We start from the raw sequence: 26,044 nt of genomic DNA, 5'->3' as shown, positions 1-26,044 counted from the left end.
TCAGAGGTCACGCAGGAACGGGTCCCGGATCAGGTCCGGGACCCGTTCCGCGACGACCGCGGGTGCGTAGTACCAGCCCTGCGCGTTGGCGCAGCCGTACTCGCGCAGCCGCGCCGCCTGCTCCCGGGTCTCCACCGCCTCCGCGGTGACCTCCAGGTCCAGCGCGGAGGCCAGCGAGATCAGCGTGCGCAGGATGACGTCGTCGCGCTCGGCGGTCCCGGCCAGGAAGTGCCCGGCCAGCTTGAGCCGGTGCACCGGCAGGTGCCGCAGGTAGGCGAGGTTGGAGTAGCCGGTCCCGAAATCGTCGATGGCGATCTTCACACCGAGCCGGTCGAGCTCGCGCAGCGTGGCCAACGGCCGGCCGGGGGAGCCCATCAGGTCGGACTCGGTCAGCTCGAGCTGCAGCAGCTCCGGCGGCCAGTCGTGGCGCTCCAGCGTCGCCGCGACGTCGGCGACCAGGTCCGACTCGGTCACCTGCCGGGCGGCGACGTTCACGCTGATCGTCAGCGGCCTGCCCGGGTACGCGTCGGCCCAGACCCGGCCCTGCCGACACGCCTCGTCGAGGACCCGGCGGCCCAGCGGCACGACCAGCCCGGTCTCCTCGGCGAGCGGGATGAACCGGTCCGGGCCCAGAAGCTGCCCGTCGGGCCGCTGCCAGCGCACCAGCGCCTCGACCCCGATGGTCTGCTCGTCGGCCAGGCGCACCAGGGGCTGGTAGACGACCACGAAGTCGTCGCGGCGCAGCGCCTCGGGCATCTGCGAGGACAGCTCGAAGCGGGCGACGTCGTCGCGGTGCCGGTCGCGGTCGTAGAGCACGTAGCGCCCGCGACCGGCGCGCTTGGCCGAGTACAGGGTGGTGTCGGCGGCGGCGATCAGCTCGTCGATGCCCAGCTCGCCGTCGTGGCGCACCACCCCGACGCTGGCCGAGATCACGATGTCGCGGCCGTCGACGCGCACCGGGCGGCGAACGGTCCCCAGCGCGCGGGTCGCGACCTCCTCCAGCTCGGCCCGGTCGGCGGTGCGCGGCACCAGCACGACGAACTCGTCGCCGCCCATCCGCGCGACGAGGTGCCCGCCGGGCTCCAGCGCGCCCCGGAGCCGGTCGGCCAGGACCTGCAGCAGCCGGTCCCCGGCCTGGTGGCCCAGGGTGTCGTTGACGACCTTGAACCCGTCCAGGTCCAGATAGCAGACCCCCGGGCGGGCACCGGAGGAGCCCGCGTCGATCGCGGCGCGCAGGCGTTCGAAGAACAGCGACCGGTTCGGCAGCCCGGTCAGCGGGTCGTGCGACGCCTGGTGGGCCAGGCTCTCCTGCATCAGCAACTGGTCGGTCACGTCGGACACCACCGCGACGAGCAGCTGCTCGTCACCGCCGATCGGGCCGAGCAGGGTGACCACGGCGTCGATCCACACGTCGCTGTCGTCGGCGCGCCGGACCGGGCGGACCACCCGGAGCCGGTCCAGGGAGCCGTCGAGCAGCCGCGGCCGCTCCGCCCACACCTCCGGCGCCGACTCCCGGGGCACGAAGTCGGTGACCCGCATCCTCAGCAGCTGTGCGGGCGTGTACCCGGACATGACGGCGGCGGTCTCGTTCACCTCGACGAGCCGCCCGTCCGGGTCGAAGATCACGATCCCGACGGCCGCGGAGTCGACGACGGTCCGCAGCCGCAGGTCCGAGCGACGGCGGGCCTCCTCGGCGACGCGGCGGGCCTCCAGCGCGGCCCGGGTGACCTGCTCGTGCTCGGCGAGGACCAGGCTGCGGGTGGCCTCGGTGAACCCGCGGGCGAACGCCGCCAGCACGGCCGCGATCCGCCGGACCCGGGCGGCGGTGTCCGCGGCCGGCTCCAGGTGCGCCCCCAGCAGCTCCATCCCGATCTCCAGGCAGCCCGGCTGGTGGATGCGCGCCCGCACGAGGTCCCCGCCGGCGGTCGCGGGGAGGTCCGGGTCGTAGCACTCGGCCAGGGCGGCGGCCCGCAGCTGCCCGGTCACCCGGTCGACGACCGGGCGCAGCTCCGTGACCGGCAGCACCGAACGGCGGGCCAGCTCCGCGGTCCACGGGGTGGCGAGGTCGGCGGGGTCGGGGAGTGCTGCGGGGACGAGCGCCCGTCCGTGGTCGGCGCGAGCAGCGGCGACGTCGGCCTGCTGCATCCACCGCCCCCGTTCGCTCCGGTGGGAGGGACTTCCCTCATGATCGGGATGATCGGTGAACACCGTAACCGATCCGACCCGCCCGGTGGGGCCGACCGGGTTACGTCGGCGCCCCGCGACGGGCCGGTCGGGTCAGGCCGGCGACCCGTCGGTCACCTCCGTCACCCACACGACGGCCTCACCGGCCTCGTCGGAGGCAGCGAGGTCCACCTCGGCGGTGATCGCCCAGTCCCGGTCGCCTGCCGGGTCGTCGAGGACCTGGCGCACCAGCCAGCGGTCGGCCTCCTCGGTGAGGTCGAACAGCTCGGGCCCGCGCGCGTCCGGCCCGAAGCCGATCCGGTCGTGGATCGCGAAGTAGGGGGCCAGGGCGTCCCGCCAGCGGTCGGCGGTCCAGCCGGCGTCGGCGTCGAGGTCGCCCAGCTCGGCGTAGCGGCCCATCGCCGCGAGCTCCACCCGGCGGAACAGCGCGTTGCGCACCATGACCCGGAACGCGCGGGCGTTGCCGGTGACCCCGGTCGGCGTGGCGACGGCGACCTCGGCCCCCGGCGGCAGCACCTCCCCGTCGGCACCCGCCCCGGCGGCGAGCTTCTCCCACTCGTCGAGCAGCGAGGAGTCGGTCTGGCGGACCAGCTCGCCCAGCCACTCCACGAGGTCGGTGAGCTCCTCGGTGCGGGCGTGCTCGGGCACGGTCTGGCGCAGCGCCCGGTAGGCGTCGGCCAGGTAGCGCAGCACCAGGCCCTCGGAGCGGGCGAGCTGGTAGTGCGAGACGTATTCGGTGAACGTCATCGCCCGCTCGCTCATGTCCCGGACCACCGACTTCGGCGACAGGACGGCGTCGGCGACCCACGGCGCGCCGCGGCGGTAGGTCTCCAGCGCGGCGTGCAGCATCTCGTCGAGGGGCTTGGGGTGGGTGACCTCCTCCAGGCGGGCCATCCGCTCCTCGTACTCGATGCCGTCGGCCTTCATCGCCGCGATCGCCTCGCCGCGGGCCTTGTTCTGCTGGGCGGCGAGGATCTGACGGGGGTCGTCGAGGGTCGACTCGATCACCGAGAGCACGTCGAGGGCGTAGGTCGGCGACTCCTGGTCGAGGAGCTCGAACACCGCCAGCGCGAACGGCGACAGCGGCTGGTTGAGCGCGAAGTCCAGCTGCAGCTCGTCGACCACCCGGGCCCGTGGACGGGTCGCACCGTCCACGGTGTACTGCTCGACGACGCCGGAGGTGCGCAGCGCCCGGTAGATCGCGATCGCCCGCAGCATGTGCTTCAGCTGCCGCTTGCGGGGCTCGTGGTTGTCGGTGAGCAGGTGCTCCATCGCGGCGTAGGTGTCCCCGCCGCGCGACACCACGTTGAGCAGCATCGCGTGGGTGACCTCGAAGTGGCTGGTCAGCGGCTCCGGACGGGCCTGCTGCAGCTTCTCGAACGAGGTCTCCGACCAGCCGACGAACCCCTCGGGCGGCTGCTTGCGCTGCACCTTGCGGCGCTTCTTCGGGTCGTCGCCCGCCTTGGCCAGTGCCTTGGCGTTCTCGATGTCGTGCTCGGGGGCCTGCGCGACGACGGTGCCGACGGTGTCGTACCCGGCCCGCCCGGCGCGGCCGGCGATCTGGTGGAACTCGCGGGCCTTGAGGGGGCGCACGCGGCGCCCGTCGTACTTGGACAGGGCGGTGAACAGCACCGTGCGGATCGGCACATTGATGCCGACGCCGAGGGTGTCGGTACCGCAGATGACCTTGAGCAGGCCGGCCTGGGCGAGGGTCTCCACCAGCCGCCGGTAGCGGGGGAGCATCCCCGCGTGGTGCACGCCGATCCCGTGGCGCACCAGGCGGGACAGGGTGCGGCCGAAGCCGGAGGTGAACCGGAACGCCCCGATCGTCTCGGCGATCGCGGCCTTGTCCTCCTTGGAGGTGACGTTGACGCTCATCAGCGCCTGCGCCCGTTCGACGGCGGCCTGCTGGGTGAAGTGCACGACGTAGACCGGCGCCTCACGCGTCGACAGCAGCTCGGTGATCGTCTCGTGCAGCGGCTCGACGACGTAGCGGAAGTGCAGCGGCACCGGCCGCTCCACCGAGGTGATCTCCGCGGTCTCCCGCCCGGTGCGCCGGGTCAGGTCCTCCGCGAAGAACGACGTGTCGCCCAGCGTGGCGCTCATCAGCAGGAACTGCGCCTGCGGCAGCTCGACGATCGGCACCTGCCAGGCCCAGCCGCGCGACGGGTCGGCGTAGAAGTGGAACTCGTCCATGATCACCGAGCCGACGTCGGTCCCGGGGCCCTCGCGCAGGGCGAGGTTCGCCAGGATCTCCGCGGTGCAGCAGATGATCGGAGCCTTCTCGTTCACCGCGGCGTCGCCGGTGAGCATGCCGACCTTGTCCGCGCCGAACACCTCGCACAGCGCGAAGAACTTCTCGCTGACCAGCGCCTTGATCGGCGCGGTGTAGAAGCTGCGCTCACCGCGGGCCAGCGCCGCGGCGTGCGCGCCGATCGCGACCAGCGACTTCCCCGAGCCCGTCGGCGTCGAGAGGATCACGTTGGCGCCGGTGACCAGCTCCAGCAGCGCCTCCTCCTGCGCCGGGTACAGCGACAGACCGCGCTCGTCGAACGCCCACTCGGCGAAGGTGTCCACCAGCGCGGCGGGATCCGGGGGGTTCGCGGGGTCGGAGGAGCGCGGCAGCCGGTCGGTGAGCGTCATGATGGGACCGATCGTCGCAGACACCCCCGACACCGGGCGCCGCAGCGCCGAGGTGGCGCCCGCACTCGCCCGTGCGGGGGATAGCGTGGATGCCGTGGTGGGGGGCGGTGCGACGCACGGCGCCGGGCAGGCGCGCGCCGGCGCGGGTCCTGGCGCGCCCATGCCCGACCTCATCCCGCCGATGCTGCCCGCCGCGGGCGAGCTGACCGACGCGGGCGACCCGGACCGCTGGGCGGTCGAGTTCGCCTGGGAGGGCCACCGCTGCGTGGCCTACGCCCGGCCCGGCCGCGTCCGGCTGCTGTCCTCCACCGCACGCAGCGTGACCGGGTCCTTCCCCGAGCTCGCCGTGCTCGGCGACCAGGCCCCGCCGGGCGGCATGGTGCTCGACGGCACCGTCGTCGCCCTCGACGAGGCGGGCCGCCCGTCGCGCGGTCCGCTCCTGCGCCGCACCGCGACGGTGTCCCCGGACGCGGCCCTGCGGTCCGAGGTCCCGGTCGGCTACGTGGTCACCGACCTGCTGTTCTGCGACGGCCGCCGCACGTGCGAGCTGCCCTACCGGCGCCGCCGCGCGGAGCTGGAGGCGCTCGACCTGGCCGGGCCGAAGATCCTGGTCCCGCCCTCGTTCGGGCTCGACGAGGCCGACCTCGTGGTCCGGACCGCGGAGCGCTACGGCCTCGACGGGCTGCACCTCAAGCGGCTCGACCTGCCCTACCAGCCCGGGCGGCGCACCCGGAACTGGCTGCGGGTGCCGCTGCGCCGCCACCGGCAGGTGCTCGTCGCGGGCTGGGTGCCCGCCGGGGCCCCGGGCGGGGGCCGGGAGCGGATCGGCGCGGTGCTGCTGGCGCTGCCCGAGCCCGGCGGGCTCCGCTACGTGGGCCGCGTCGGGATCGGCGCCGCCGACGTCGACGCCCGCACCGTCCTGCGCGTCCCCGCCACCGGGACCCCGCCGCTCGGGGTGCCCGACGGGATCGGCGTCGACCCCCGCTGGCTGGCCCCCGGCCTGGTCGCGGCGGTCGAGCACCGGGGCCGGACGGCCGCCGGACGGCTCACCCTGCCGTCCTGGCGCGGTCTGGTGGCGCCCGCCGAGCACGACGACGACCTGGCCACCGCGATCGACGCGGCGCGCCGGGCGGCGTCGGCGGTCCGCCCGACCGTCGCGCTGCGCCGCCCGGGCCGCGGGACCGGGCACGCACCCGGGCACGGCCCGGAGACCGTCGTGCTGCCCCGCGCCGGTGCCGTGGCCGCACCGGGCACCCGGCCCGCCTCCGAGGACGGGGACGCCCCGCCGGACGCCCGCACCCCGGGCCCCGCCGGCACCGCGGCCCCCGACCGGCCCGCCCGTGACACCCCGCCGGACGAGGGCCGCCCGGCCCGGCCCGGCGCGCACCGCGCCCCGGCCCCCGACGAGACCGTCCGCATCCGGGTCCGCGACGCCGTCCCGCGCGCCCTCGTGGACCCCGTGCCGCCGGCCACCGCCCCGGACGGCCCCTGGCACGGGCCGCTGTCGCGGCGGCTCGAGCAGCACTTCGTCTACAACACCCTCAACACCATCGCCTCGCTGGTGCGCACCGACCCGCCACGGGCCCGGGAGCTGCTGCTCGGCTTCGCCGACCTGTCCCGGGCCGCGGACCGGGCCGGGGAGCCCTCGATCCGGCTCGACGAGGAGCTCGCCGCCGTGCGGGCCTACCTGCAGATCGAACGGACCCGCTTCGGCGCCCGGCTGACCACCGAGCTCGACGACCCGTCCGGGGCCGGTGTCGACCCGTCGTCGGCGGTGCCGCCGCTGTCGGTGCTCGCCGCGGTCCGCCGCGGGGTGGCCGAGGAGATCGAGCCGCACAGCGCGGGCGGCGCGGTCCACGTGCGGCTGGACCCGGACGCCCCCGACGGGCCCGCGGCCCGGGTGGAGGTCCATCCGGCGGGCCCGGCCGAGCGGCCCGCCCGCGCCCCGCTCGTCCTGTTGGTCCTGCCGCTGGGCGTGCCCGTCGTGTGACACCCGCCGGCGGGGGAGTGGCGTGCACCGCCCGGGGCGACGGACCTTCATCGATCCGGATAGCGTGCGCGCCATGCTGGGGCTGCCCGACGGCACACGCGCGTGCCTGTTCGACCTGGACGGCGTACTCACCGACACCGCGAGCGTCCACGCCGCGGCGTGGAAGCAGATGTTCGACGAGTACCTCCGTTCCCGCGACGGTGACGGGTACACCCCGTTCGACGTCAACGCCGACTACGGTCCGTACGTCGACGGGAAGCCCCGTCTCGAGGGGACCCGCAGCTTCCTCGCCTCGCGCGGGATCGAGCTGCCCGAGGGGTCCCCGGACGACACCGCGGACACCGAGACCCTGTGGGGCCTGTCGACCCGCAAGAACGACCTCGTGCAGGAGCGGATCCGCACCGACGGAGTCGAGGTCTACCCGGGGTCGCGCCGCTACCTGGAGGCGGTGAAGGACGCCGGGCTCACCACCGCCGTCGTGTCCTCCAGCGCGAACGCCGAGCAGATCCTGCGGGTCACCGGGCTCGAGACCTTCATCGACCACCGCGTCGACGGCGTCACCGCCCGCGAGCGCGGCCTGCCCGGCAAGCCCGCTCCCGACACCTTCCTCGCCGCCGCGGCCGACCTCGGGGTGGACCGGTCCGCCGCGGTGGTGTTCGAGGACGCGCTGGCCGGCGTGCAGGCCGGCCACGCGGGGGACTTCGGCGCCGTCGTCGGCGTCGACCGTCTCGACCAGGCGGACGCGCTGCGTGAGCACGGCGCGGACGTCGTCGTCACCGATCTCGCCGACCTGCTGGAGCGTTCGTGAAGCCCGACCACCTGCCCACCTTCACCGTCGAGCCGTGGGTGGTCCGCGAACCGCGCCTCGACCTGGACGCGATGGGCCAGACCGAGTCGGTCTTCGCGCTGTCCAACGGCCACATCGGGCTGCGCGGCAACCTCGACGAGGGCGAGCCGCACGTCCTGCCCGGCACCTACCTGAACTCCTTCTACGAGGTCCGGCCGCTGCCGTACGCCGAGGGCGGCTACGGCTACCCCGAGTCCGGGCAGACGATCATCAACACGACCAACGGCAAGCTGATCCGGCTGCTGGTCGACGACGAGCCGTTCGACCTGCGCTACGGCACCCTGCACCGGCACGAACGGGTGCTGGACATGCAGGCCGGCACGCTGCACCGCGAGGTCGAGTGGGAGTCCCCGGCCGGGCGCCGGGTCCGGGTCCGCTCGACCCGCTTGGTCTCGCTGACCCAGCGCGCGGTCGCCGCGATCTCCTACGAGGTCGAGCTGGTCAGCAACGGCAACGACGGCAGCGGCGCCGCCGGTGACGCCGCCCTGCTGGTGCTGCAGTCCGAGCTCGTCGCCAACGAGCAGCTGCCCGGCCGCGACGCCGACGACCCGCGCCTGGACACCGCGCTGGACAACGTGCTGGAGCCCGAGCAGTCCCGCGCCGGCGACGCCGGAGCCACCCTGGTGCACCGCACCCGCAAGTCGGAGCTGCGCTGCGGCGCGGCGATGGAGCACGAGGTGTTCGGCCCGGACGGCGTCCAGGTGTCCACCGACGCCAACGAGGACCTCGCCCGCACCACCGTCATCGCCCGGGTCAAGCCCGGCCAGTCGCTGCGCGTGGTCAAGTACCTCGCCTACGGCTGGTCCTCGCGGCGCAGCCTGCCCGCCGTCTACGACCAGGTGCGCGCCGCCATCGCCGCCGCCCGGTACACCGGCTGGGACGGCCTGGTCGCCGAGCAGCGCGACTACCTCGACGACTTCTGGGCCACCGCCGACGTCGAGATCGACGGCGACGCCGAGCTGCAGCAGGCCGTGCGGCTGGCGACCTTCCACATCCTGCAGGCCGGCGCCCGCGCCGAGCGCCGCTGCATCCCGGCCAAGGGGCTGACCGCCGACGGCTACGACGGCCACACCTTCTGGGACACCGAGACGTTCTGCCTGCAGGTGCTGTCCTTCGTCGCCCCGGAGGCGGCGGCGGACGCCCTGCGCTGGCGCAAGTCGATCCTGCCGCTGGCCTTCGAGCGCGCCGAGACACTCGGCCTCAAGGGCGCGGCGTTCCCGTGGCGCACCATCCGCGGCCACGAGTGCTCCGGCTACTGGCCCGCGGGCACCGCGGCGTTCCACATCAACGCCGACATCGCCGACGCGGTGAAGCGGCACGTGCACGCCACCGGCGACACCAAGTTCGAGCTGGAGGTCGGGCTGGAGCTGCTGGTCGCGACCGCGCGGCTGTGGCGCTCGCTGGGCAGCCACGACTCGGCGGGCAACTTCCGCATCGACGGCGTCACCGGCCCCGACGAGTACTCCTCGATCGCGGACAACAACGTCTACACCAACCTGATGGCCCAGCAGAACCTGCGCTACGCCGCCGAGGTCGCCGCGAAGCACCCGAGGTCGGCGTCACGGCTCGGGGTGGACTCCGAGGAGATCGCGTCCTGGCGCGATGCCGCCGGCGCCATGTTCATCCCGTTCGACGAGCGCCTGGGCGTGCACCCGCAGTCCGAGGGCTTCACCGACCACCAGCGGTGGAACTTCGAGGAGACCCCGGCCGAGCGGTACCCGCTGCTGCTGAACTACCCCTACTTCGACCTGTACCGCAAGCAGGTCATCAAGCAGGCCGACCTCGTGCTGGCGATGCAGATCTTCCCGGAGGCGTTCACCGAGGAGCAGAAGCGCCGCAACTTCGCCTACTACGAGGCGATCACGGTGCGGGACTCGTCGTTGTCGGCGTGCACCCAGTCGGTGATGGCCGCCCGCACCGGGCACCTGGAGCTGGCCCACCAGTACCTCGCCGAGGCCGCCCTGGTCGACCTGCAGGACCTGGCGGGCAACACCGACCACGGCATGCACATCGCGTCGATGGCCGGGACCTGGACCGCGGTCGTGCTGGGCTTCGGCGGGATGCGCTGCGAGGCCGACGGGTTGTCGTTCGCTCCGGTGCTGCCGGCGTCGCTGTCGCGGATCTCGTTCGGCCTGAAGTGGCAGGGGCGCCGGATCCGGGTCTCGATCACCCCCGAGGAGACCGAGTACCGGCTCACCGACGGCGCCCCGATGCGGCTGCGCCACCACGGCGAGCCCATCGCGCTCGACGACGAGAGCCCGGCCACCGCGCCGACCCCCACCCCGGAGTGGGTGGAGCCGGTGGAACAGCCCCATGGACGGGCCCCGCGGGTCCGCGGCTGACCGCCACGTTCCGGGTGCGGGCGGGGGTGCCGGGCCCGGCCGGCTGACCCCGGTCCGTCACGTACCGGAAGGTCGTCCACCACTGGTAGCCTGGCCAGTCGCTCCGTCGGCGACAGGCTCGTCCTGGCACCGCGCGGACACCTCGTGTACGTCCCCCCGGTGGAGGATCCCCGCGCCGTGCCCGAACCCACTTCCGCTGCCGGCTCCCCGGCTGCCGCGGCCGACCCCGCCGCGCCGGTCGACCCGGAGCTGGCCCACGAACAGTCCTACGTGGCCATGCTCTACGAGCAGCTCGAGGACCGCCGTCGCGACACCGCGCGCCGGCTGGCCGACACGCTGCGCGAGGAGACCGTCGGCACCCCGCAGGCCATCACCCAGCGCGACGCCGCGGCGGAGATGCTCACCGACCGGCTCGCCGGTCTGCGTGCCGCCGAGCACGGGCTGGCCTTCGGCCGGCTCGACGCGGACGACGGCGAGATCCGCTACGTCGGCCGCATCGGCCTGCTCGACGAGGACAACGAGTACGAGCCGCTGCTGATGGACTGGCGGGCACCCGCCGCCCGGCCGTTCTACACCGCCACCGCCGCGAACCCCGAGGGGATGCGGCGGCGCAGGCACCTGCGGACCCGGCTGCGGCAGGTCGTCGCGGTCGACGACGAGCCGCTCAACCTGGCCGAGATGACCGAGGCGGAGCGGGCGCGCTCGGGCTCGGGGCTCACCAGCGAGGCCGCGCTGCTGGCGGCGGTCTCCTCGGCCCGTACCGGGCGGATGGGCGACATCGTCGCTACCATCCAGGGCGAGCAGGACCGGATCATCCGGTCGAAGCCGTCCGGGGTGCTGGTCGTGCAGGGCGGGCCCGGCACCGGGAAGACGGCGGTGGCGCTGCACCGCGCGGCGTACCTGCTCTACACCCACCGCGACCGGCTCGCCCGGCGCGGTGTGCTCGTCGTCGGGCCGAACCCGACGTTCCTGCGCTACATCGGCCAGGTACTGCCCTCGCTGGGGGAGACCAGCGTCGTGCTCGGCACCGTCGCCCAGCTGTTCCCGGGGCTCGACGCGCGGCGCACCGAGTCCGCGGCCGCCGCTGAGCTCAAGGGCCGCGCCGAGATGGCGCCGGTGATCGCCGCCGCGGTGCGCGACCGGCAGCAGCTGCCGCGCACCCCGGTCGAGCTCGTCGTGGAGCAGCAGCGGGTCGTCCTCGACCGGGACACCGTCGCCCAGGCCCGCACCCGGGCCCGGCGCTCCCGCAAGCCGCACAACGAGGCCCGTCGCATCTTCCGCAAGGAGCTGCTGCGGCTGCTCGCCCAGCAGGTCGCCCGTCGCGTCGGCGGCGGCGAGTCCGGCCTGCTGGACCGGCGCGACGTCGACGACATCCGCGACGAGCTCGCCGAGTCCGCCGAGGTCGCGACGCAGCTCGAGGAGCTCTGGCCGACGCTGTCGCCCGAGCAGCTGCTCACCGACCTGTTCGCCGACCGTCGCCGGCTCAACTCGGTGGCCCGGCGGATCCCGGCACCCGAGCGGGCCCTGCTGGAGCGCCCGGCGCCCGACGCCGACGTGCCCCCGGACCTGCGCTGGACCCCGGCCGACGTCGCCCTGCTCGACGAGGCCGCCGAGCTCCTCGGCGACGACGGCGCCGCCCGGGCCGCCGCCGAGGCCGCGGCGCTGCGGGAGGAGGTCGAGTACGCCCAGGGCGTGCTCGACGTGCTCGACCTGGAGGAGGACCTCGACCCCGAGCTGCTGCGTGCCACCGACATCATCGACGCCGACCGGCTGGCCGAGCGCATGCAGGTCTCGCGCTACGACTCGACCGCCGAGCGGGCCGCCGCCGACCGCGAGTGGACCTACGGCCACGTCATCGTCGACGAGGCGCAGGAGCTGTCGGCGATGGCCTGGCGGATGGTCATGCGTCGCGCCCCCGCCCGCTCGATGACCCTGGTCGGGGACATCGCCCAGACGGGGGACCGCGGCGGCGCCGGGTCGTGGGACGAGGTGCTGTCGCCGTTCGTGGCCCGTCGCTGGCGCCTGGAGCAGCTCACCGTCAACTACCGGACGCCGTCGGAGATCGCCGACGTCGCCGACGACGTGCTCGCCGAGATCGACGCCTCGCTGCGGCCGCCGTCGTCGGTGCGCTCGACCGGGGTGCCGCCGTGGGCGGCGGCGCTGCCCGCCGGGGCGGACGGCGACCGGGTGCTGGCCGAGCGGGTGCGGGCCGAGCGCGACGCCGTGGACGACGGCCGCACCGTCGTCCTCGCACCGCTGGCCCGACTGGACCGGGTCCGCGCCGCCCTCGACGCCGCCGGGCTCACCACCCCCGGGCCCGCCGAGGGGGAGTCCGAGCTGGACGCACCGGTCGTCGTGCTGCCGGTCGCGGCGTCGAAGGGCCTGGAGTTCGACGCCGTCGTCGTCGTCGAGCCGCAGGAGATGCTGGACGAGTCCCCGCGCGGGCTGAACGACCTCTATGTGGCGATCACCCGAGCCACCCAGCGGCTCGGGGTGCTCCACTCCGGGGACCTGCCCCCGGTGCTCAAGCGGATCGGGCGGGCCGGCTGAGCCCGGCTCGGCGCTCGCCTCAACCTGCCCGGTGGAGATCGCGCAGCAGCGCGATCTCCGCCCCGTGGTGGATGGCCTCCCGGTGGATGTGCAGCACCAGGGTGGCCAGCGGCGCGTCGGCGTAGGGGCCCTCGGCCGGTCCGCACGGCCGGGCCAGGCCCTCGGCGCCGAGCGCGGCGACCCCGGCGGTCCAGCGGGCGTACTCGGCGTCGAGTGCGTCGAGCGCCTCCGTCGCGGTACCGGGGTAGGCGTAGGAGTCGTAGTCGACGGCCGGCCCGCCGAAATGGGAGTGCGAGCGCATCGCGAACACCCCGACCAGGAGGTGCCCGAACCGCCACGCGATCGTCGTGACCGGCGGCGGCTCCGGCGTCGGGAACGCGAAGTCGATCACCCAGTCGCCGGACCCGGCGCCCGGCGGGGTCACCGACTCCCCGCGGCGGCGCACGCCCCAGCAGCCGGGAACCGGCTCCCAGTGGTACTCGTCGTCGGTGAGCCCGGCCAGCCGCGGCCGCAGCGCGGTCTCCCAATGGAACGTCAGCTGCGCGAGCAGCTCGCCGTTCCAGTCGACACCCGTCCTCGTCCCCATCTCCGTCATGACCCCACAGTCTGGCCCCGATCGCGGACACCGACTGCCCGCGTCCACACCCCCTGTCCGGTCGGCACACCCGTTGCGGCAGGTGTGGACGCCGGACAGGGGGTGTGGATCCGGGTCAGCCCGCGAGGCGGGCCGGGCGGACGGCGCGGCTGCGGGCCCGCGAGGCGGCGGCGACCAGGGCACCGGCCAGGCGCAGGTCCTCGGCGTCGCGCTCGGGATGGGACTGGACACCGACCACCCAGGGCGCGTCGGTGCCGCCGGGGCCCGACGGGTCGCTCCACTCCAGCGCCTCGACGACGTCCCCGGCGCGGGCGGACACCCGCAGCCCGGGGGCGACGCGGTCCACCCCCTGGTGGTGGTGACAGCGCACCGTCACCGGGCCCGGACCCAGGATCTCCGCGGCCCGGGTCCCCGGCTCGGTCAGCACCGGCACCGGCGCGTACACCCCCGGTCCGGCCGAGTGCGCTCCGGCGACCTGTGCACCGACCACGTCGGGCAGGTGCTGGTGCAGCGTCCCGCCGAGCGCCACGTTGAGCAGCTGCAGCCCGCGGCACACGCCCAACACCGGGATCCCGCGGCCGAGCGCCCGGTGCAGCGCCGCCACGTCGGCGGCGTCCCGTCCGGTGCGCGGTGTGTCGGTGTGCGCGCCGGCCACCTGCCCGTAGCGGGCCGGGTCGACGTCCTGGCCGCCGGTGAGGAGGAGCCCGTCGAGGGCGTCGACGGCCTCGACGGCGCCGTCGGTCGGGGCGAGCAGCACCGGGACCCCGCCCGCGGCCAGCACCATCTCGACGTAGGTGCGCGGGACCAGCACGACGTCGTCGTCGCGCATGATCCAGTAGTCGGCCCGCTCGCTGTAGCAGCTGATGCCGATCAGCGGGCGCGTCACGAGTCCGCCCCGCGCAGCACGTCGATCACCTGGTCGCCGTAGCGCGCGAGCTTGCCCTCGCCGATCCCGGAGATCGTGCCCAGCGCGGCCCGGTCGGCGGGGGCGCGGGTCGCGATCTCCCGCAGCGTCGCGTCGTGGAAGATCACGTAGGCGGGAACGCCCTGCTCCTTCGCCGTCGCCGCCCGCCAGGCCCGGAGGCGTTCGAACACCGGCGCGAGCTCGGCCGGCATCTCCACGGCCGGCTTCGACCCGCCCCGCGACCGCGACGACCGCGCGGCGCGTTCCGGCTCGGTGCGCAGCATGACCTTCTGCTCGCCGCGCATCGCCGCCGGGGACTCCTCGGTGAACCGCAGCGTCGAGTAGTTCCCGCCGACGGTCAGCAGCCCGCGCGCGACGAGCTGGCGCAGTACGTTGCGCCACGCGACGTCGGTCAGCTCGGTCCCGACGCCGAACACCGACAGCTCGTGGTGGCGGTGCTGGTCGACCTTCGGGGTGCGTTTGCCCAGCAGGATGTCGACGACCTGCCCGGCGCCGAACTCCTGGTTGCGCTCCTTCTTCAGCCGCCACACCGTCGACAGCACCTTCTGCGCCGCGACCGTGCCGTCCCACGACGACACCGGCGTCAGACAGGTGTCGCAGTTCCCGCACCGCTGGGCATCGGGCCTCTGCCCGAAGTAGCGCAGCAGCTGCGCCCGGCGGCACTCGGTGGTCTCGCACAGCGCGAGCATCGCGTCGAGGTGCTGGGCCAGACGTCGCTTGTGCGCGGCGTCGCCCTCGCCGTCGTCGATCATCTTCCGCTGCTGGACGACGTCGGCGAGCCCGTAGGCCAGCCACGCCGTCGACGGCTCGCCGTCGCGGCCCGCGCGGCCGGTCTCCTGGTAGTAGCCCTCCACGGACTTCGGCAGGTCCAGGTGGGCGACGAAGCGGACGTCGGGCTTGTCGATGCCCATGCCGAACGCGATCGTCGCGCACATGACCAGGCCGTCCTCGCGCAGGAACCGGGACTGGTTCTCCCGGCGCACCGACGCGTCGAGCCCCGCGTGGTAGGGCAGCGCCCGGATGCCCTGCGCGGTGAGGAACTCCGCGGTCTCCTCGACCTTGCGCCGTGACAGGCAGTAGACGATGCCGGCGTCCCCGGCGTGCTCGGAGCGCAGCAGCTCCAGCAGCTGTCGGCGCGGCTCGTTCTTCGCGACGATCCGGTACGCGATGTTGGGCCGGTCGAAGCTCGCGACGAAGGCCTGAGCCCCGGTCAGCTCCAGACGCTGCGCGATCTCGGTGCGGGTCGCGTCGGTCGCGGTCGCGGTGAGCGCGATCCGCGGGACGTCCGGCCAGCGCTTCGGCAGCTCGGAGAGCAACAGGTAGTCGGGCCGGAAGTCGTGCCCCCACTGCGCGACGCAGTGCGCCTCGTCGATCGCGAACAGGGCGATCCGGCCGCGTTCCAGCAGCCGCACCGTGGACTCGACCCGCAGCCGCTCCGGGGCGAGGTAGAGCAGGTCCAGCTCGCCCGCGAGGAACTCCTGCTCGGTGAGGCGGCGCTCGTCGGCGTCCTGGGTGGAGTTGAGGAACCCGGCCCGCACCCCGAGCGCGCGGAGCGCGTCGACCTGGTCCTGCATCAGTGCGATCAGCGGCGACACCACGACCCCGGTGCCCGGCCGGGCCAGCGCCGGGACCTGGTAGCACAGCGACTTGCCGCCGCCGGTCGGCATGAGCACCAGCGCGTCCCCGCCACCGGTGACCTGCTCGACGATCGCCTGCTGCTCGCCGCGGAACGCGTCGTAGCCGAAGACGCGGCGCAGGATCTCGTGCGGGTCGCTGCTGTGCACCCGCTCCGGGACCGGCTCCGGCTCCGGCAGCCGCCCCGGCCCGGCGGGCACGGCGGCCCAGGCGTCCTCCGGTGGGGGCTCGTCGCCGTAGTCGTCCTCGGGCTCGGGCGGGAGCGGGATCTCGTCCGGGTCGGAGGCGTCGAACACGTCGTCGATCGTACGAGCCCCGCCGCGTGCGCCCCGCCCGGCACTCACCTCGCGGCACCGCCGACCGCGCCCGGGCCCGGGCCAGGGGCGTGGCCCCGGTCACCGCCCGTGTGTCGCGGGCGCCGCGGTGCTGCGCCGGACGGCCCCGGGGTGTAGCAAGACCTGCAGGACCAGCGGCGTTCGCAGACCGGGCGCCGGGCGATCACGCGAGAAGGACGGATCCGTGGATCTGAAGATCGGGTACAAGGCGTCGGCCGAGCAGTTCGGCCCCCGCGACCTCGTCGAGTACGCGGTGCTGGCCGAGGAGCTCGGGCTCGACAGCGTCTGGGCGTCGGACCACTTCCTGCCGTGGCGGCACGAGGGCGGGCACGCCCCGGCCGCACTGCCCTGGATGGCGGCGGTGGGGGAGCGCACGAAGCGGGTGCAGATCGGCACCTCCGTGCTCACCCCCACGTTCCGCTACAACCCGGCGGTGCTGGCCCAGGAGTTCGCCACGATGGCGCTGCTCACCGGCAACCGGGTCGCACTCGGCGTCGGCACCGGCGAGGCGCTCAACGAGATCGCGGTGTCCGGGCGGGAGTGGCCCGAGTTCAAGGAGCGCTTCGCCCGGCTGCGCGAGGCCGTGAAGATGATGCGGGCGCTGTGGACCGAGGAGTCGGTCAGCATCGAGGGCGAGTACTACACCTTCGTCGACGCCATGATCTACGACCGGCCGGAGCAGCCGGTGCCGATCTACGTCGCCGCGGGGGGCCCGATGGTCGCCCGGTTCGCAGGCCGGTTCGGCGACGGGTTCATCTGCACCTCCGGCAAGGGCATGGACCTCTACACCGACAAGCTCCTCCCGGGGGTCGAGGAGGGCGCGGGCAAGGCCGACCGCGACGCGGGCGCCATCGACAAGATGATCGAGATCAAGATCAGCTACGACCGGGATCCCGACGCCGCGCGGGAGAACACCCGGTTCTGGGCGCCGCTGTCGCTGACCGCGGACCAGAAGAACTCCGTCGACTCCTCACAGGAGATGGAGCGCCTGGCCGACGAGTTGCCGATCGAGCAGGTGGTGAAGCGCTGGATCGTCGCGTCGGACCCCGACGAGGCCGTCGAGCAGATCAAGCCCTACCTCGACGCGGGCCTGAACCACCTCGTCGTGCACGGACCGGGGCACGACCAGCGCCGGTTCCTGACGCAGTTCACCGAGGACGTCGCGCCGAAGCTGCGGGCGCTCGCGTGAGCGCCGCGACGGGCGCCGCCGCCGTCACCCGCGACGGGCGGGTGCTGCGCTGCCGGGTCTCCACCGGCCGTCACGGCACCCTCGACGGGCCCGCCATGGCCGAGGTCACCGAGGCGCTGCTGGCGCTCGACCCGGCCGAGACCGGAGCGGTGCTGGTGCACGGCGACGGCGAGAACTTCTGCACCGGCGGTGACGTGCGGGCCTTCGCCGGGGCCGAGGACCGCTACGCCTACGTGCACGGCCTCGCCGACACCTTCCACTCCATGCTGCGCCCGCTGGCCGCCTCCCCGGTGCCCACGGTCGCTGCCGTGCCGGGCTGGGCCGCCGGTGCGGGCATGAGCATCGCGCTGGCCTGCGACCTCGCCGTCGGCGGGACCTCGACCCGGATGCGCCCCGCCTACCCCGGCATCGGGTTCTCCCCGGACGGCGGGATGACCTGGACGCTGCCGCGGCTGATCGGCGCAGCGCGGGCGCGGCGGGTCCTGCTCACCGACGAGGTCCTCGAGGCCGAGACGCTGGCCGAGCTGGGGCTGCTCGCCTCCGTCGTCGACGACGACCGGGTGGCCGACGAGGCCGCCGCGGTCGCGCACCGGCTCGCCCAGGGACCGACGGCCGCGCTGGGCCGCATCCGCGGGCTCCTGAGCGTGACCTGGGACCGGGGGCTCGACGAGCAGCTCGCGGCCGAGGCGGACTCCATCGCGACCTGCGCCGCGGGTCCGGAGGGTGCCGAGGGGCTCGCCGCGTTCGGCGAGAAGCGCCGCCCGCAGTTCCACTAGCCACCGCACACGACGAGGGGGCGCGACCGTCCGGTCGCGCCCCCTCGTCGTGTGTGTTCTCGGTCAGCGCCCGCTGGCCGGGCTCCCCGCGACGACCCGGCGCGAGCGCTGCGGGCCGCGGCCGGTGCCGGGCATGCCCACGGCGAAGCGCCGGGCCGGGCGGTGCAGGCCCGGGCCGAGCGGCCAGCCCGCGTCGAGCGGGGCGAGCAGGCGGTCCAGCTCGGAGTCCGGGGTGGCGCCGACGCTGTTGCGCAGCAGCCGCTGGAACTCCTCGTACTCGGCGAGCGCGTCGGCGACGTGCCCGCCGGCGAGCAGAGCCTCGACCAGGGCGCGGCGCGACCGCTCGCGGCTCGGCGCGGTGGCGACGGCCCGGCGCGCGACGACGACGGCGTCGTCGTGCCGGTCGGCGGCGGTGAGCGTGCCGGCCAGTCCCTCCAGGGCGGACAGGCGCAGCTGGCGGAACCGTTCGCGCTCCACGGCGATCCACGCCGCGGTCCACGACGGGAGGATGTCGGCCTCCAGCAGCGCGGTCTCCGGCGCGCCGATCTCCCGCACGGTGCGCAGCATGCTGGGCGCGGACAGCCCGCGGATCAGGAGCATGGCCTCGGTGAGATCGACGACCACGTCGTCGCCGAGCTGCAGCCGGCCGAGGTGGTCGGCGTCGAGCAGGCCCGGTACGTCGACGCCGGCGACGGCCTCGTCGAGCAGCCGGGCCGCGGGGACGGGACCGACTCCGGGCCACAGCGTCGCGGCGAGCGCCGCGGTCGGCTGCGGCCGCCGGTGGACGGCGAGATAGGCGACCAGGCGACGGGAGTCGACCGGCAGCGGGACGGCGCGGTCGCCCGCGCGCAGCCCGAACGAGCCCAGCACCCGCACGTGCGGGGTGGAGGTGGGAGTGCTCTGCTCACTGGATCGACAGTGATCGTCGGACATGGCCGTTTCCCCGGATCGGTCGTGACGTGCGGCCCGCGATCGGCTCCGTACGGAGCCGGGGCGCGCCGGGCGGGAGGGCCTCGGATCGCGGAGCAGGCACGACGGAACCGCACCGACACGGACGGCGGGCGGCGTCTCCGTGTGGTGTCGTGGGACGAGGATAGCCCAGCAGTGCCCACGGTGTGAGATCCGGGTACGGCCGGATGGTGGGATCTGCGTCAGGCCCGGGAGAGCAGCCGGACGTGGGTCCCGTCCGGGGCCCGCCAGACGTGCAGGCTGTCGCAGAGCTGCCGGGCGATCCAGGTCCCGCGCCCCCGTGCCTGCGACGGGTGCGGCGGCGCCAGCCCGATCAGCGGCAGCGCGATCGCCCCGCTGTCCTGCACCTCGCAGACCAGCTCCCCGTCGCGCGCCCACACCGACAGCCCCGCCTCCGGGGAGCCGTGCTCGACCGCGTTGGTGGCGACCTCGTTGACCGCCTGCACCATGTCCTCGCCGCGTGCGGTGTCGAACCGGCACACCCGGGCGGCCTCCTCGACGGCGTCGCGCACCCGGGACAGCTCGAAGGTGTTGTAGGACAACGTGACGTCCGGCGGTCCGAGCAGGTGCGGCGGCGCGATCGGCAGGGCCGCGAGCACCTCGGCGGGCGGGCGGTGCCGCGGGTTCTCGGTGAGCCCGGAGACGCGCAGCCGCAGCGGGTGGTTCACCACCGCCGACTCGCCGACCGCGCCGTGCAGCGGCAGCCGGGGGTAGGCGCACACCTGCAGGACCGGTAGCCCCGCGAGGGAGATGTTGAGCGCGGCCTCCAGCTCGACCCAGAACCCGCCGTCGACGCCGTCGAGGTCCGGGTCGTGCGCGCTCACCACGAACACCGGGCGGCCCGAGGAGGTCAGCGCCCGCAGCTCCCGGGCCCGCCAGGCGGCGACGGTCTGTCCGGACTCCCGGGCCGAGCTGGTCAGCGAGGTCAGCCTGCCGAGCTCGACCTCGTCGCCGAGCTCGTCGTGCAGCGCCTGCTCCAGCGGTGCGGGCAGGTCCACTGCGACCCGGGCGCCGGTGTCCCGCGCCGCGGCCCGGGCGGCCGGCGCGACGGCGGCGAGCAGCTCCACCGGGTCGTCGGCGTGCACGAGGGCGTGCCGGAAGCCGGGCGGGCGGGGTGCGGCGTTGACCTTCACCGGAGCTGTCCTCCCGGGTACACGACCTCGGGGGCCGGAGGGTGGTCGTCGAACACGAGCTGGGGGGAGAAGGCCGCGCCGCAGCGTTCGAGCACGCGCAGCACCCGCGGCCGAACCCGGTGCAGCACCAGGCGGTGGGTGGCCGGGAAGCTCTCGGCGGCGTGCACCAGCGCGACCGCGGTGGCGACGTCGACGAACCGCACCGAGGCCAGGTCCAGGCCGATGTCGGTGGAGGCGTCCGCGGAGCGCAGCGCGGCGTCCAGGGCCGAGTGCAGCAGCGAGGTGATCTTCGAGCGGTTGCTGTGGTCGACCTCGCCGGCCAGCCGGGCGTGGCCGGTACCGAGGCGCACGATCCGGAGCAGGCCGTCGTCGTAGGCGGTGGAGCAGGGGACGTGGTCGCGGTGCAGCGCCCGCATGATGTCGATCTGCTCGGCCGGGAAGTGCTCGGTGTCGTAGGTGCACAGCGCGGTCAGCCCGCCCGCGCTCTCGCGGATCAGCCGGGCCAGCAGGCCGTCGTACTCGGGCAGGGTGCCCGCGGCGCCCGCCTCGAGCACCGAGTGCATCTGGCCGGTCATCCGGGTGCCGTTCCAGCCGAGCTCGCGGGAGCGGGCGACCTCGCCGGACATCCCGGCGTGCACCTCGGACAGCGGGGTGCGGAAGGTGCGCCGGGTCCGTTCGGCGGGCAGGATCTCCAGCTGGCCGTGGCGCAGCGGGTCGTCGACCTCGACGCCGTCCTCGACGAGGCGGCGGAGCAGGACGTCGGCGGCGCCGTCGTCGTCGAAGTAGAGGATGCGCTCGCCCCGGTCGAGACCGTGCGCGACGTAGGCGGCGGCGAGCTCGCCGAGGTGCTCCGTACTGTCCGGGACCGCGCACACGTGATCGCCGGACGTCAGCGCGTCCGCCAGTTTGATCACGTCTCACCTGCCGCGTGCGCCCCGCCGCCGCACGTCGCGGCGCCGGGCACACCCCGTCACGAACTCCTGGACGGATCAACCGTACGGAGGCCCTCGGCGGGGACCGGAGACCTCGGAGTGTGTGGGGCGCCGAACCGACGGTGACACGCGACGAGCGGATCGCCACCGGCGGGCGGCCGGGGTCGGCGGACCCGGGCCGACCAAGACGTACGGCCGTTCGGCGCTGCCCGGTGCACGCCGGACGGCGGTGGCACCCGGTGTCCGGGTGGTCACCGTCCGGCGCGCCACGGGCGGGTCAGGCGGCCGGGTTGACCGCGACCGAGGTGGTCGCGCTGCCCTGGACGGTCTGCAGGACGACGCAGTACCGCTCGGTCAGCTTCACCAGGGTCGCGACCTTGTCCTCGGCGGCGGGCGCGCCGCCGTCGCGGACGTCGACGTCGAAGGACAGGCGGATCTCCCGGAAACCGACCGGGGCGTCCTTCGCGACGCCGAGGGTGCCGCGGAAGTCGAGGTCGCCCTCGGCGCGCACGGCGCCGAGCACCTCGAGCTCCAGCGCGGTGGCCACCGCGCGCAGGGTCACCCCGGCACAGGCCACCAGCGCCTCCAGCAGCATGTCGCCCGAGCACAGCTGGGTGCCGTCGCCGCCGGTGGCCGGGTGCAGGCCCGCCTCGGCCATCGCCTGGCCGGTCGAGACCTTGCACGCCACACCGGAGCCGAGCTCCCCGTCCGCCTTCAGGGTGATGACCGCCGACTCCGGGTCGTCGCGGTACTGCTGCTTGAGCGGGGCCTGGATGTCGCGCAGGGAGATGTTGGTATCGGTCATGTCCCCATCCTCACCCCGACGGGGCGGCCCGCACACCCCGACCCGACGACTAGGGTGCCCGATGTGGGCGGGGAGAGCGACACCGGACGGGCGGCAGCGGTGCGCCGCAGCGCCCGCGAGGCCGCCGACTCGGTCCGCGAGGCCCGCGACACCGTCCGGGACACGGTGCGCGACACCGTCCGGGACTCGGTGCACGACACCGTCGGCCCGCCCACCGACGACGACCGGCTCTGGACCGTCCCGAACGCGCTCAGCATGCTGCGCCTGGCCGGGGTGCCGCTGTTCCTGTGGCTGATGCTCGGCCCGGAGGCCGACGGCTGGGCAGTCGCGGTGCTGGCGATCGGCGGGTTCACCGACTGGCTCGACGGCAAGCTCGCCCGCGTCCTCGACCAGTTCAGCCGGTTCGGCGCCATGCTCGACCCGGCCGTGGACCGCCTGTACATCCTGGCCGCGCTGGTCGGGCTGGCCGCGCGCGACATCGTCCCGTGGTGGGCGGTGGTCGCCCTGGTGGCCCGCGACGTCGTCCTCGCCGTCTGCGTGTTCGTGCTGCGCCACCGCGGCTACGGCCCCTTCGAGGTCGTCTACCTCGGCAAGGCCGCCACCTTCGTCCTGCTCTACGCCTTCCCGCTGCTCCTGCTCGGTGACGGCCCCTCACCCGCCGAGGCCGTGGTCGGCGTCGTCGCGAACGCCTTCGCCATCTGGGGCGTGGCCCTCTACCTGTGGTCGGGGCTGCTGTACCTGGCCCAGTTCCGGCTGGCGCTGCGGCGCCCGGCTCCGGGCGTCCCGGCCCCGTCGACCCGGTTCGATCACGGCGGCGCCGGGGGATAGGCTCCCCGGTGTGAGCTCGGAGATTCCGTCGGACCTGTCCTACACCGAGGCCCACGAGTGGGTGCGCCGCAGCGGGGACGGGGTGGTCCGGGTCGGCATCACCGACCACGCCCAGTCGCAGCTCGGTGACGTCGTCTTCGTGCAGCTGCCGGCCGTCGGTGACACCCTCGCCGCGGGCGACGCCATGGGCGAGGTCGAGTCGACCAAGTCCGTGTCGGACATCTACGCCCCGGTCGGCGGCGAGGTCGTCGCCGTGAACGACGGGCTGGACGCGGGCCCGGAGCTGGTGAACTCCGCGCCCTACGGCGACGGGTGGATCGTCGAGATCCGCCTGGCCGAGGGGGCCTCGCTCGACGGCCTGCTCGACGCCGAGGCCTACCGCCAGCTGGCCGACGGCGCCTGAGCCGGTCCGCCCGCCGCACCACGCGGCACGGCGCGCCGCCCTCCGTATCGCCCCGGCCGCTCCGACCGGTAGGTTCACATCCCCTGGACGTGCCGTCCGGAAGGGACCGGGACACCGGCCCCGCACCGCCCTGACCGCCCGGACACCGTCCGGGTACCGCATCCGCGAGGAGGAGTCCCCGAGGTGACCACGAACGACCCGCGCGACGTGCCACCGGAGCGCGCACCGGAGACCACGTCGGTCTTCCGGGCGGACTTCCTCGCCGACGTCGAGCAGCCGGCCGCCGAGCCCGCCGTCTCGGGTGTCGACGGGCTGCCCGCCGGGTCGGCGCTGCTCGTCGTCCGGCGCGGTCCGAACGCCGGCTCGCGCTTCCTGCTGGACGTGCCGACCACCAGCGCCGGCCGGCACCCCGACAGCGACATCTTCCTCGACGACGTCACCGTCTCCCGGCGGCACGCGGAGTTCCGCCGCGACGCCGGTGAGTTCGTCGTGGTCGACGTCGGCAGCCTCAACGGCACCTACGTCAACCGCGAGCCGGTCGACACGGCGGTGCTCGCCAACGGCGACGAGGTGCAGATCGGCAAGTTCCGCCTGGTCTTCCTGACCGGGCCCCGTGAGACGGGCGCCCAGGGCTGATCCCGGGTCCGTGCGGCGGCGCCGTCGGCGCCGTTCACGGACCCCCGCGGACGACCGGCCCGTCGCACCAGGGGTGCTCCCGTACCCCCTGGTGCGACGGGCCTTCTGCGTGGACGGGGACCGGCGGGTGTCGAGCCGACACGCCGTGCGCGACGGGCGTGTGACGATCGTCGAACGGACCCCGTCACTCCCCGTCCGGAGGCGCGCGTCGGGGCGGACCGCCGTGTAGCGTCATCAGGTGTCGGTGGCAGTGCGGTGGCAACGACACGGAGCCCGTCGGGTCCGCCGCACGGGTCAGGGCGAGCAAGGCGATCAGGGCGGCCGGGGTGGCGTGTCCACCCGGGTGGCCCGACAGGCCCGACAGGGCCGGGGAGGCGGGCTGATGAGCGAGATGCGCGTCGTGGGCGTCCGGGTCGAACTTCCGGCGAACCAGCCGATCCTGCTGCTGCGGGAGACGAACGGCGACCGATACCTCCCGATCTGGATCGGATCGGTGGAGGCGACGGCGATCGCCCTGGAGCAGCAGGGGGTCAAGCCCGCGCGGCCGCTGACCCACGACCTGCTCAAGGACGTGATCGGGGCACTCGGGCGGCGGCTCGAGCAGGTGCGGGTGACCGACCTGCAGGAGGGCACCTTCTACGCTGAGCTGATCTTCGACGGCGGCGTCACGGTGTCCGCGCGGCCGAGCGACTCGATCGCGCTGGCGCTGCGGACCGGTGTCCCGGTGCACGCCGACGAGAGCGTCCTCGCCGAGGCGGGTCTGGTCATCCCCGACGAGCAGGAGGACGAGGTCGAGAAGTTCCGCGAGTTCCTCGACTCCGTGTCGCCGGAGGACTTCCGCGGGGCCCAGCCGGGCTGATCCGTCCGGGTGACCACCGCCGTGACCCGGCGGTGGAACCGGATGGACCACGGTCCGACCGTTCACCGACGTCACCGACCGTTCGGCGGCTGTACGCCCTCCGTACCCGGCAACCCGGGCGGGTGTCCGGTACGCCCAGGTCGGCGAGCCGCGTTGACCGCCTCGGCCACTGGGCCTACCGTCATCACGACTGATGACATCCGTGGAACTCATCCACTACCCAGAGTCACATGGTAGGAGAGGTCACGGTCCCGACCGAGGGAGAACGCGCGGTGCAGACGCCACCACCCGAGGGGCCGGGTCAGGGAGAGCTGTTCCCGGACCCGCTCGTCGGTGAGGGGCTCGACGGGGTGACCGACCGCCTGGTCGGCTTCCGCGGGCCCACCGCGTGCCAGGTCGTCGGCATCACCTACCGGCAGCTGGACTACTGGGCCCGCACCGGGCTGGTCGTGCCGTCGATCCGCGGCGCCGCCGGGTCGGGCAGCCAGCGGCTGTACTCCTTCAAGGACGTCCTCGTCCTCAAGATCGTGAAGCGGCTGCTCGACGCCGGTGTCTCGCTGCAGAACATCCGGATCGCCGTCGAGCACCTGCGCCGGCGCGGGATCCGCGACCTGGCCGGCATCACCCTGTTCTCCGACGGCACCACCGTCTACGAGTGCACCTCCCCGGAGGAGGTCGTCGACCTGCTGCAGGGCGGTCAGGGCGTGTTCGGGATCGCGGTGTCCGGGGCGATGCGCGAGATCTCCGGCGTCATCAAGGACTTCCCGGCCGAGCGGGCCGACGGCGGCACCGTCGACGAGGCACCCGAGGACGAGCTGGCCCGCCGCCGCGCGCGCCGCGCGATCTCCTGACGCCGCTCCGGCAGGCCTACGCGACGGCGCGGAACGGGTCGTGCTCGGCGAGCAGCTTCTCCATCCGCGCCTGGTCGACCCGGTTGACCACGGTCAGGCTGTCCTGGCGGTCCCGGACGCACTTCGCCAGGGTGAACGCCGAGGTGATCGCGTACAGCACGGCGATGGCGAGGAACGCCTTCACCCACCCGTCGACGGGCAGGTAGACGGTTCCGACGACGACGGCCGCGAGCGACACGCCGAAGGACAGCATCGCCTGCGTGTGGAACGCGGCGGTGGTGGCCGGAGTGGTGTTCGGAGCGCTGGTGTTCGACATGGCAGGAAGTGTGACGAGCCGGCGCAGGCGGCGACGCCGCAGAACTACGCAGGTAGGCTGGCCCGGTAGTCGTCGACGCCGCGCGGGAGAGCCCCGGGGAACGAGCCCGGGCGCCGAAGGAGCAACCCCTTCCCGGAATCTCTCAGGCACACGGACCGCGCGGTCGAGGCGCCTCTGGAAAGCGACGGGCCGCACACGCACGCGGGGCGCCCGTCCGCCGACGGGGAAAGCCGGAAGCCTCCGGTGAATCTCTCAGGCGCCCGGTCTGCGGGTACGGACAGAGGGGGAGGGGCCAGTCGCC

The 26,044-nt window shown here is 74.5% G+C and carries 21 protein-coding genes and 1 riboswitch; of the genes, 11 read left to right on the top strand and 10 right to left on the bottom strand.

Annotated features, from left to right (window positions below; translation table 11 throughout):
- Complete coding sequence (locus ATL51_RS04795) at positions 1-2,145, bottom strand: putative bifunctional diguanylate cyclase/phosphodiesterase (protein WP_100877785.1); 2,145 nt, start codon at positions 2,143-2,145, stop codon at positions 1-3.
- 132 nt (positions 2,146-2,277) lie between these two features.
- Entirely contained in the window at positions 2,278-4,827 is a 2,550-nt protein-coding gene (locus ATL51_RS04790; protein WP_100877784.1) for a DEAD/DEAH box helicase, read from the bottom strand.
- Positions 4,828-4,987: 160 nt separating this feature from the next.
- Here ATL51_RS04790 and ATL51_RS04785 point away from each other — a divergent pair, with 160 nt between their 5' ends.
- From ATL51_RS04785 to ATL51_RS04770, 4 genes are all read left to right on the top strand, one after another.
- Positions 4,988-6,817 (top strand): ATP-dependent DNA ligase, encoded by a 1,830-nt coding sequence (locus ATL51_RS04785; RefSeq protein ID WP_167409963.1) that lies wholly within the window; start codon positions 4,988-4,990, stop codon positions 6,815-6,817.
- 73 nt (positions 6,818-6,890) lie between these two features.
- The gene (locus tag ATL51_RS04780; protein WP_100877782.1) at positions 6,891-7,625 is read left to right on the top strand and encodes a beta-phosphoglucomutase family hydrolase; all 735 of its coding nucleotides are present in this window, start codon (positions 6,891-6,893) and stop codon (positions 7,623-7,625) included.
- Positions 7,622-10,006, top strand: a complete 2,385-nt coding sequence (locus ATL51_RS04775; RefSeq protein ID WP_073574908.1) for a glycoside hydrolase family 65 protein — start codon at positions 7,622-7,624, stop codon at positions 10,004-10,006. Before ATL51_RS04780 ends, ATL51_RS04775 begins: the two co-directional genes overlap by 4 nt.
- Positions 10,007-10,282: 276 nt before the next feature.
- Entirely contained in the window at positions 10,283-12,556 is a 2,274-nt protein-coding gene (locus ATL51_RS04770; protein ID WP_167410069.1) for a HelD family protein, read from the top strand.
- Positions 12,557-12,575: 19 nt separating this feature from the next.
- On the opposite strand, the gene ATL51_RS04765 is transcribed toward ATL51_RS04770, so the two are convergent.
- The 3 genes from ATL51_RS04765 to recQ all read right to left on the bottom strand — a co-directional run bounded on the left by ATL51_RS04765 (position 12,576) and on the right by recQ (position 15,860).
- Complete coding sequence (locus ATL51_RS04765; RefSeq protein ID WP_301548892.1) at positions 12,576-13,151, bottom strand: DinB family protein; 576 nt, start codon at positions 13,149-13,151, stop codon at positions 12,576-12,578.
- A 115-nt stretch (positions 13,152-13,266) separates the two neighbouring features.
- Positions 13,267-14,037: a gamma-glutamyl-gamma-aminobutyrate hydrolase family protein gene (locus tag ATL51_RS04760; protein ID WP_208622917.1), complete on the bottom strand. Its 771-nt coding sequence runs from the start codon at positions 14,035-14,037 to the stop codon at positions 13,267-13,269.
- Positions 14,034-15,860: a DNA helicase RecQ gene (gene recQ / locus ATL51_RS04755; protein WP_100880482.1), complete on the bottom strand. Its 1,827-nt coding sequence runs from the start codon at positions 15,858-15,860 to the stop codon at positions 14,034-14,036. The genes ATL51_RS04760 and recQ overlap by 4 nt, the downstream gene beginning before the upstream one ends.
- A 370-nt stretch (positions 15,861-16,230) precedes the next feature.
- On the opposite strand from recQ, the gene fgd reads away from it, so the two are divergent.
- Complete coding sequence (gene fgd / locus ATL51_RS04750; RefSeq protein ID WP_073574906.1) at positions 16,231-17,235, top strand: glucose-6-phosphate dehydrogenase (coenzyme-F420); 1,005 nt, start codon at positions 16,231-16,233, stop codon at positions 17,233-17,235.
- Positions 17,232-18,011 carry an enoyl-CoA hydratase/isomerase family protein gene (locus ATL51_RS04745; protein WP_073574905.1) on the top strand — a complete coding sequence of 260 codons (780 nt, stop codon included), beginning with the start codon at positions 17,232-17,234 and terminating at the stop codon, positions 18,009-18,011. The genes fgd and ATL51_RS04745 overlap by 4 nt, the downstream gene beginning before the upstream one ends.
- Before the next feature lie 63 nt (positions 18,012-18,074).
- On the opposite strand, the gene ATL51_RS04740 is transcribed toward ATL51_RS04745, so the two are convergent.
- The 4 genes from ATL51_RS04740 to ATL51_RS04725 form a co-directional block, all read right to left on the bottom strand.
- Positions 18,075-18,944, bottom strand: coding sequence for an AfsR/SARP family transcriptional regulator (locus tag ATL51_RS04740; protein WP_100877780.1), 870 nt, complete (start codon positions 18,942-18,944; stop codon positions 18,075-18,077).
- Positions 18,945-19,162: 218 nt separating this feature from the next.
- Positions 19,163-20,113, bottom strand: a complete 951-nt coding sequence (locus ATL51_RS04735) for an ATP-binding protein (RefSeq protein ID WP_100877779.1) — start codon at positions 20,111-20,113, stop codon at positions 19,163-19,165.
- A complete protein-coding gene (locus ATL51_RS04730; protein ID WP_073574902.1) occupies positions 20,110-21,027 on the bottom strand; it encodes an MEDS domain-containing protein in 918 nt (305 codons plus the stop codon). Before ATL51_RS04730 ends, ATL51_RS04735 begins: the two co-directional genes overlap by 4 nt.
- Before the next feature lie 295 nt (positions 21,028-21,322).
- On the bottom strand, positions 21,323-21,850 hold the full coding sequence (locus ATL51_RS04725) for an OsmC family protein (RefSeq protein ID WP_073574901.1): 528 nt from the start codon (positions 21,848-21,850) through the stop codon (positions 21,323-21,325).
- A gap of 189 nt (positions 21,851-22,039) precedes the next feature.
- Between ATL51_RS04725 and ATL51_RS04720 the strand changes: the two genes are divergently transcribed.
- The 5 genes from ATL51_RS04720 to ATL51_RS04700 all read left to right on the top strand — a co-directional run bounded on the left by ATL51_RS04720 (position 22,040) and on the right by ATL51_RS04700 (position 25,427).
- Entirely contained in the window at positions 22,040-22,678 is a 639-nt protein-coding gene (locus ATL51_RS04720; RefSeq protein WP_062403017.1) for a CDP-alcohol phosphatidyltransferase family protein, read from the top strand.
- Between the two features lie 10 nt (positions 22,679-22,688).
- Complete coding sequence (gene gcvH / locus ATL51_RS04715; RefSeq protein ID WP_073574900.1) at positions 22,689-23,081, top strand: glycine cleavage system protein GcvH; 393 nt, start codon at positions 22,689-22,691, stop codon at positions 23,079-23,081.
- A gap of 183 nt (positions 23,082-23,264) precedes the next feature.
- Positions 23,265-23,717, top strand: a complete 453-nt coding sequence (garA, locus tag ATL51_RS04710) for a glycogen accumulation regulator GarA (RefSeq protein ID WP_073574899.1) — start codon at positions 23,265-23,267, stop codon at positions 23,715-23,717.
- Positions 23,718-24,099: 382 nt separating this feature from the next.
- Positions 24,100-24,576 carry a bifunctional nuclease family protein gene (locus tag ATL51_RS04705; RefSeq protein ID WP_010224693.1) on the top strand — a complete coding sequence of 159 codons (477 nt, stop codon included), beginning with the start codon at positions 24,100-24,102 and terminating at the stop codon, positions 24,574-24,576.
- 230 nt (positions 24,577-24,806) lie between these two features.
- A complete protein-coding gene (locus ATL51_RS04700; RefSeq protein ID WP_073574898.1) occupies positions 24,807-25,427 on the top strand; it encodes a MerR family transcriptional regulator in 621 nt (206 codons plus the stop codon).
- Between the two features lie 16 nt (positions 25,428-25,443).
- Here the strand turns inward: ATL51_RS04700 and ATL51_RS04695 are convergent, their stop codons facing one another.
- Positions 25,444-25,743, bottom strand: a complete 300-nt coding sequence (locus ATL51_RS04695) for a YiaA/YiaB family inner membrane protein (protein ID WP_062394965.1) — start codon at positions 25,741-25,743, stop codon at positions 25,444-25,446.
- Positions 25,744-25,816: 73 nt separating this feature from the next.
- A riboswitch (glycine riboswitch) is annotated at positions 25,817-25,911 on the top strand.
- Positions 25,912-26,044: the final 133 nt, after the last annotated feature.

Source organism: Pseudonocardia alni (assembly GCF_002813375.1).
In the GTDB taxonomy this organism is placed as follows: Bacteria; Actinomycetota; Actinomycetes; order Mycobacteriales; family Pseudonocardiaceae; genus Pseudonocardia; species Pseudonocardia alni.
This window is presented reverse-complemented; position numbering and strand designations above follow the sequence as displayed.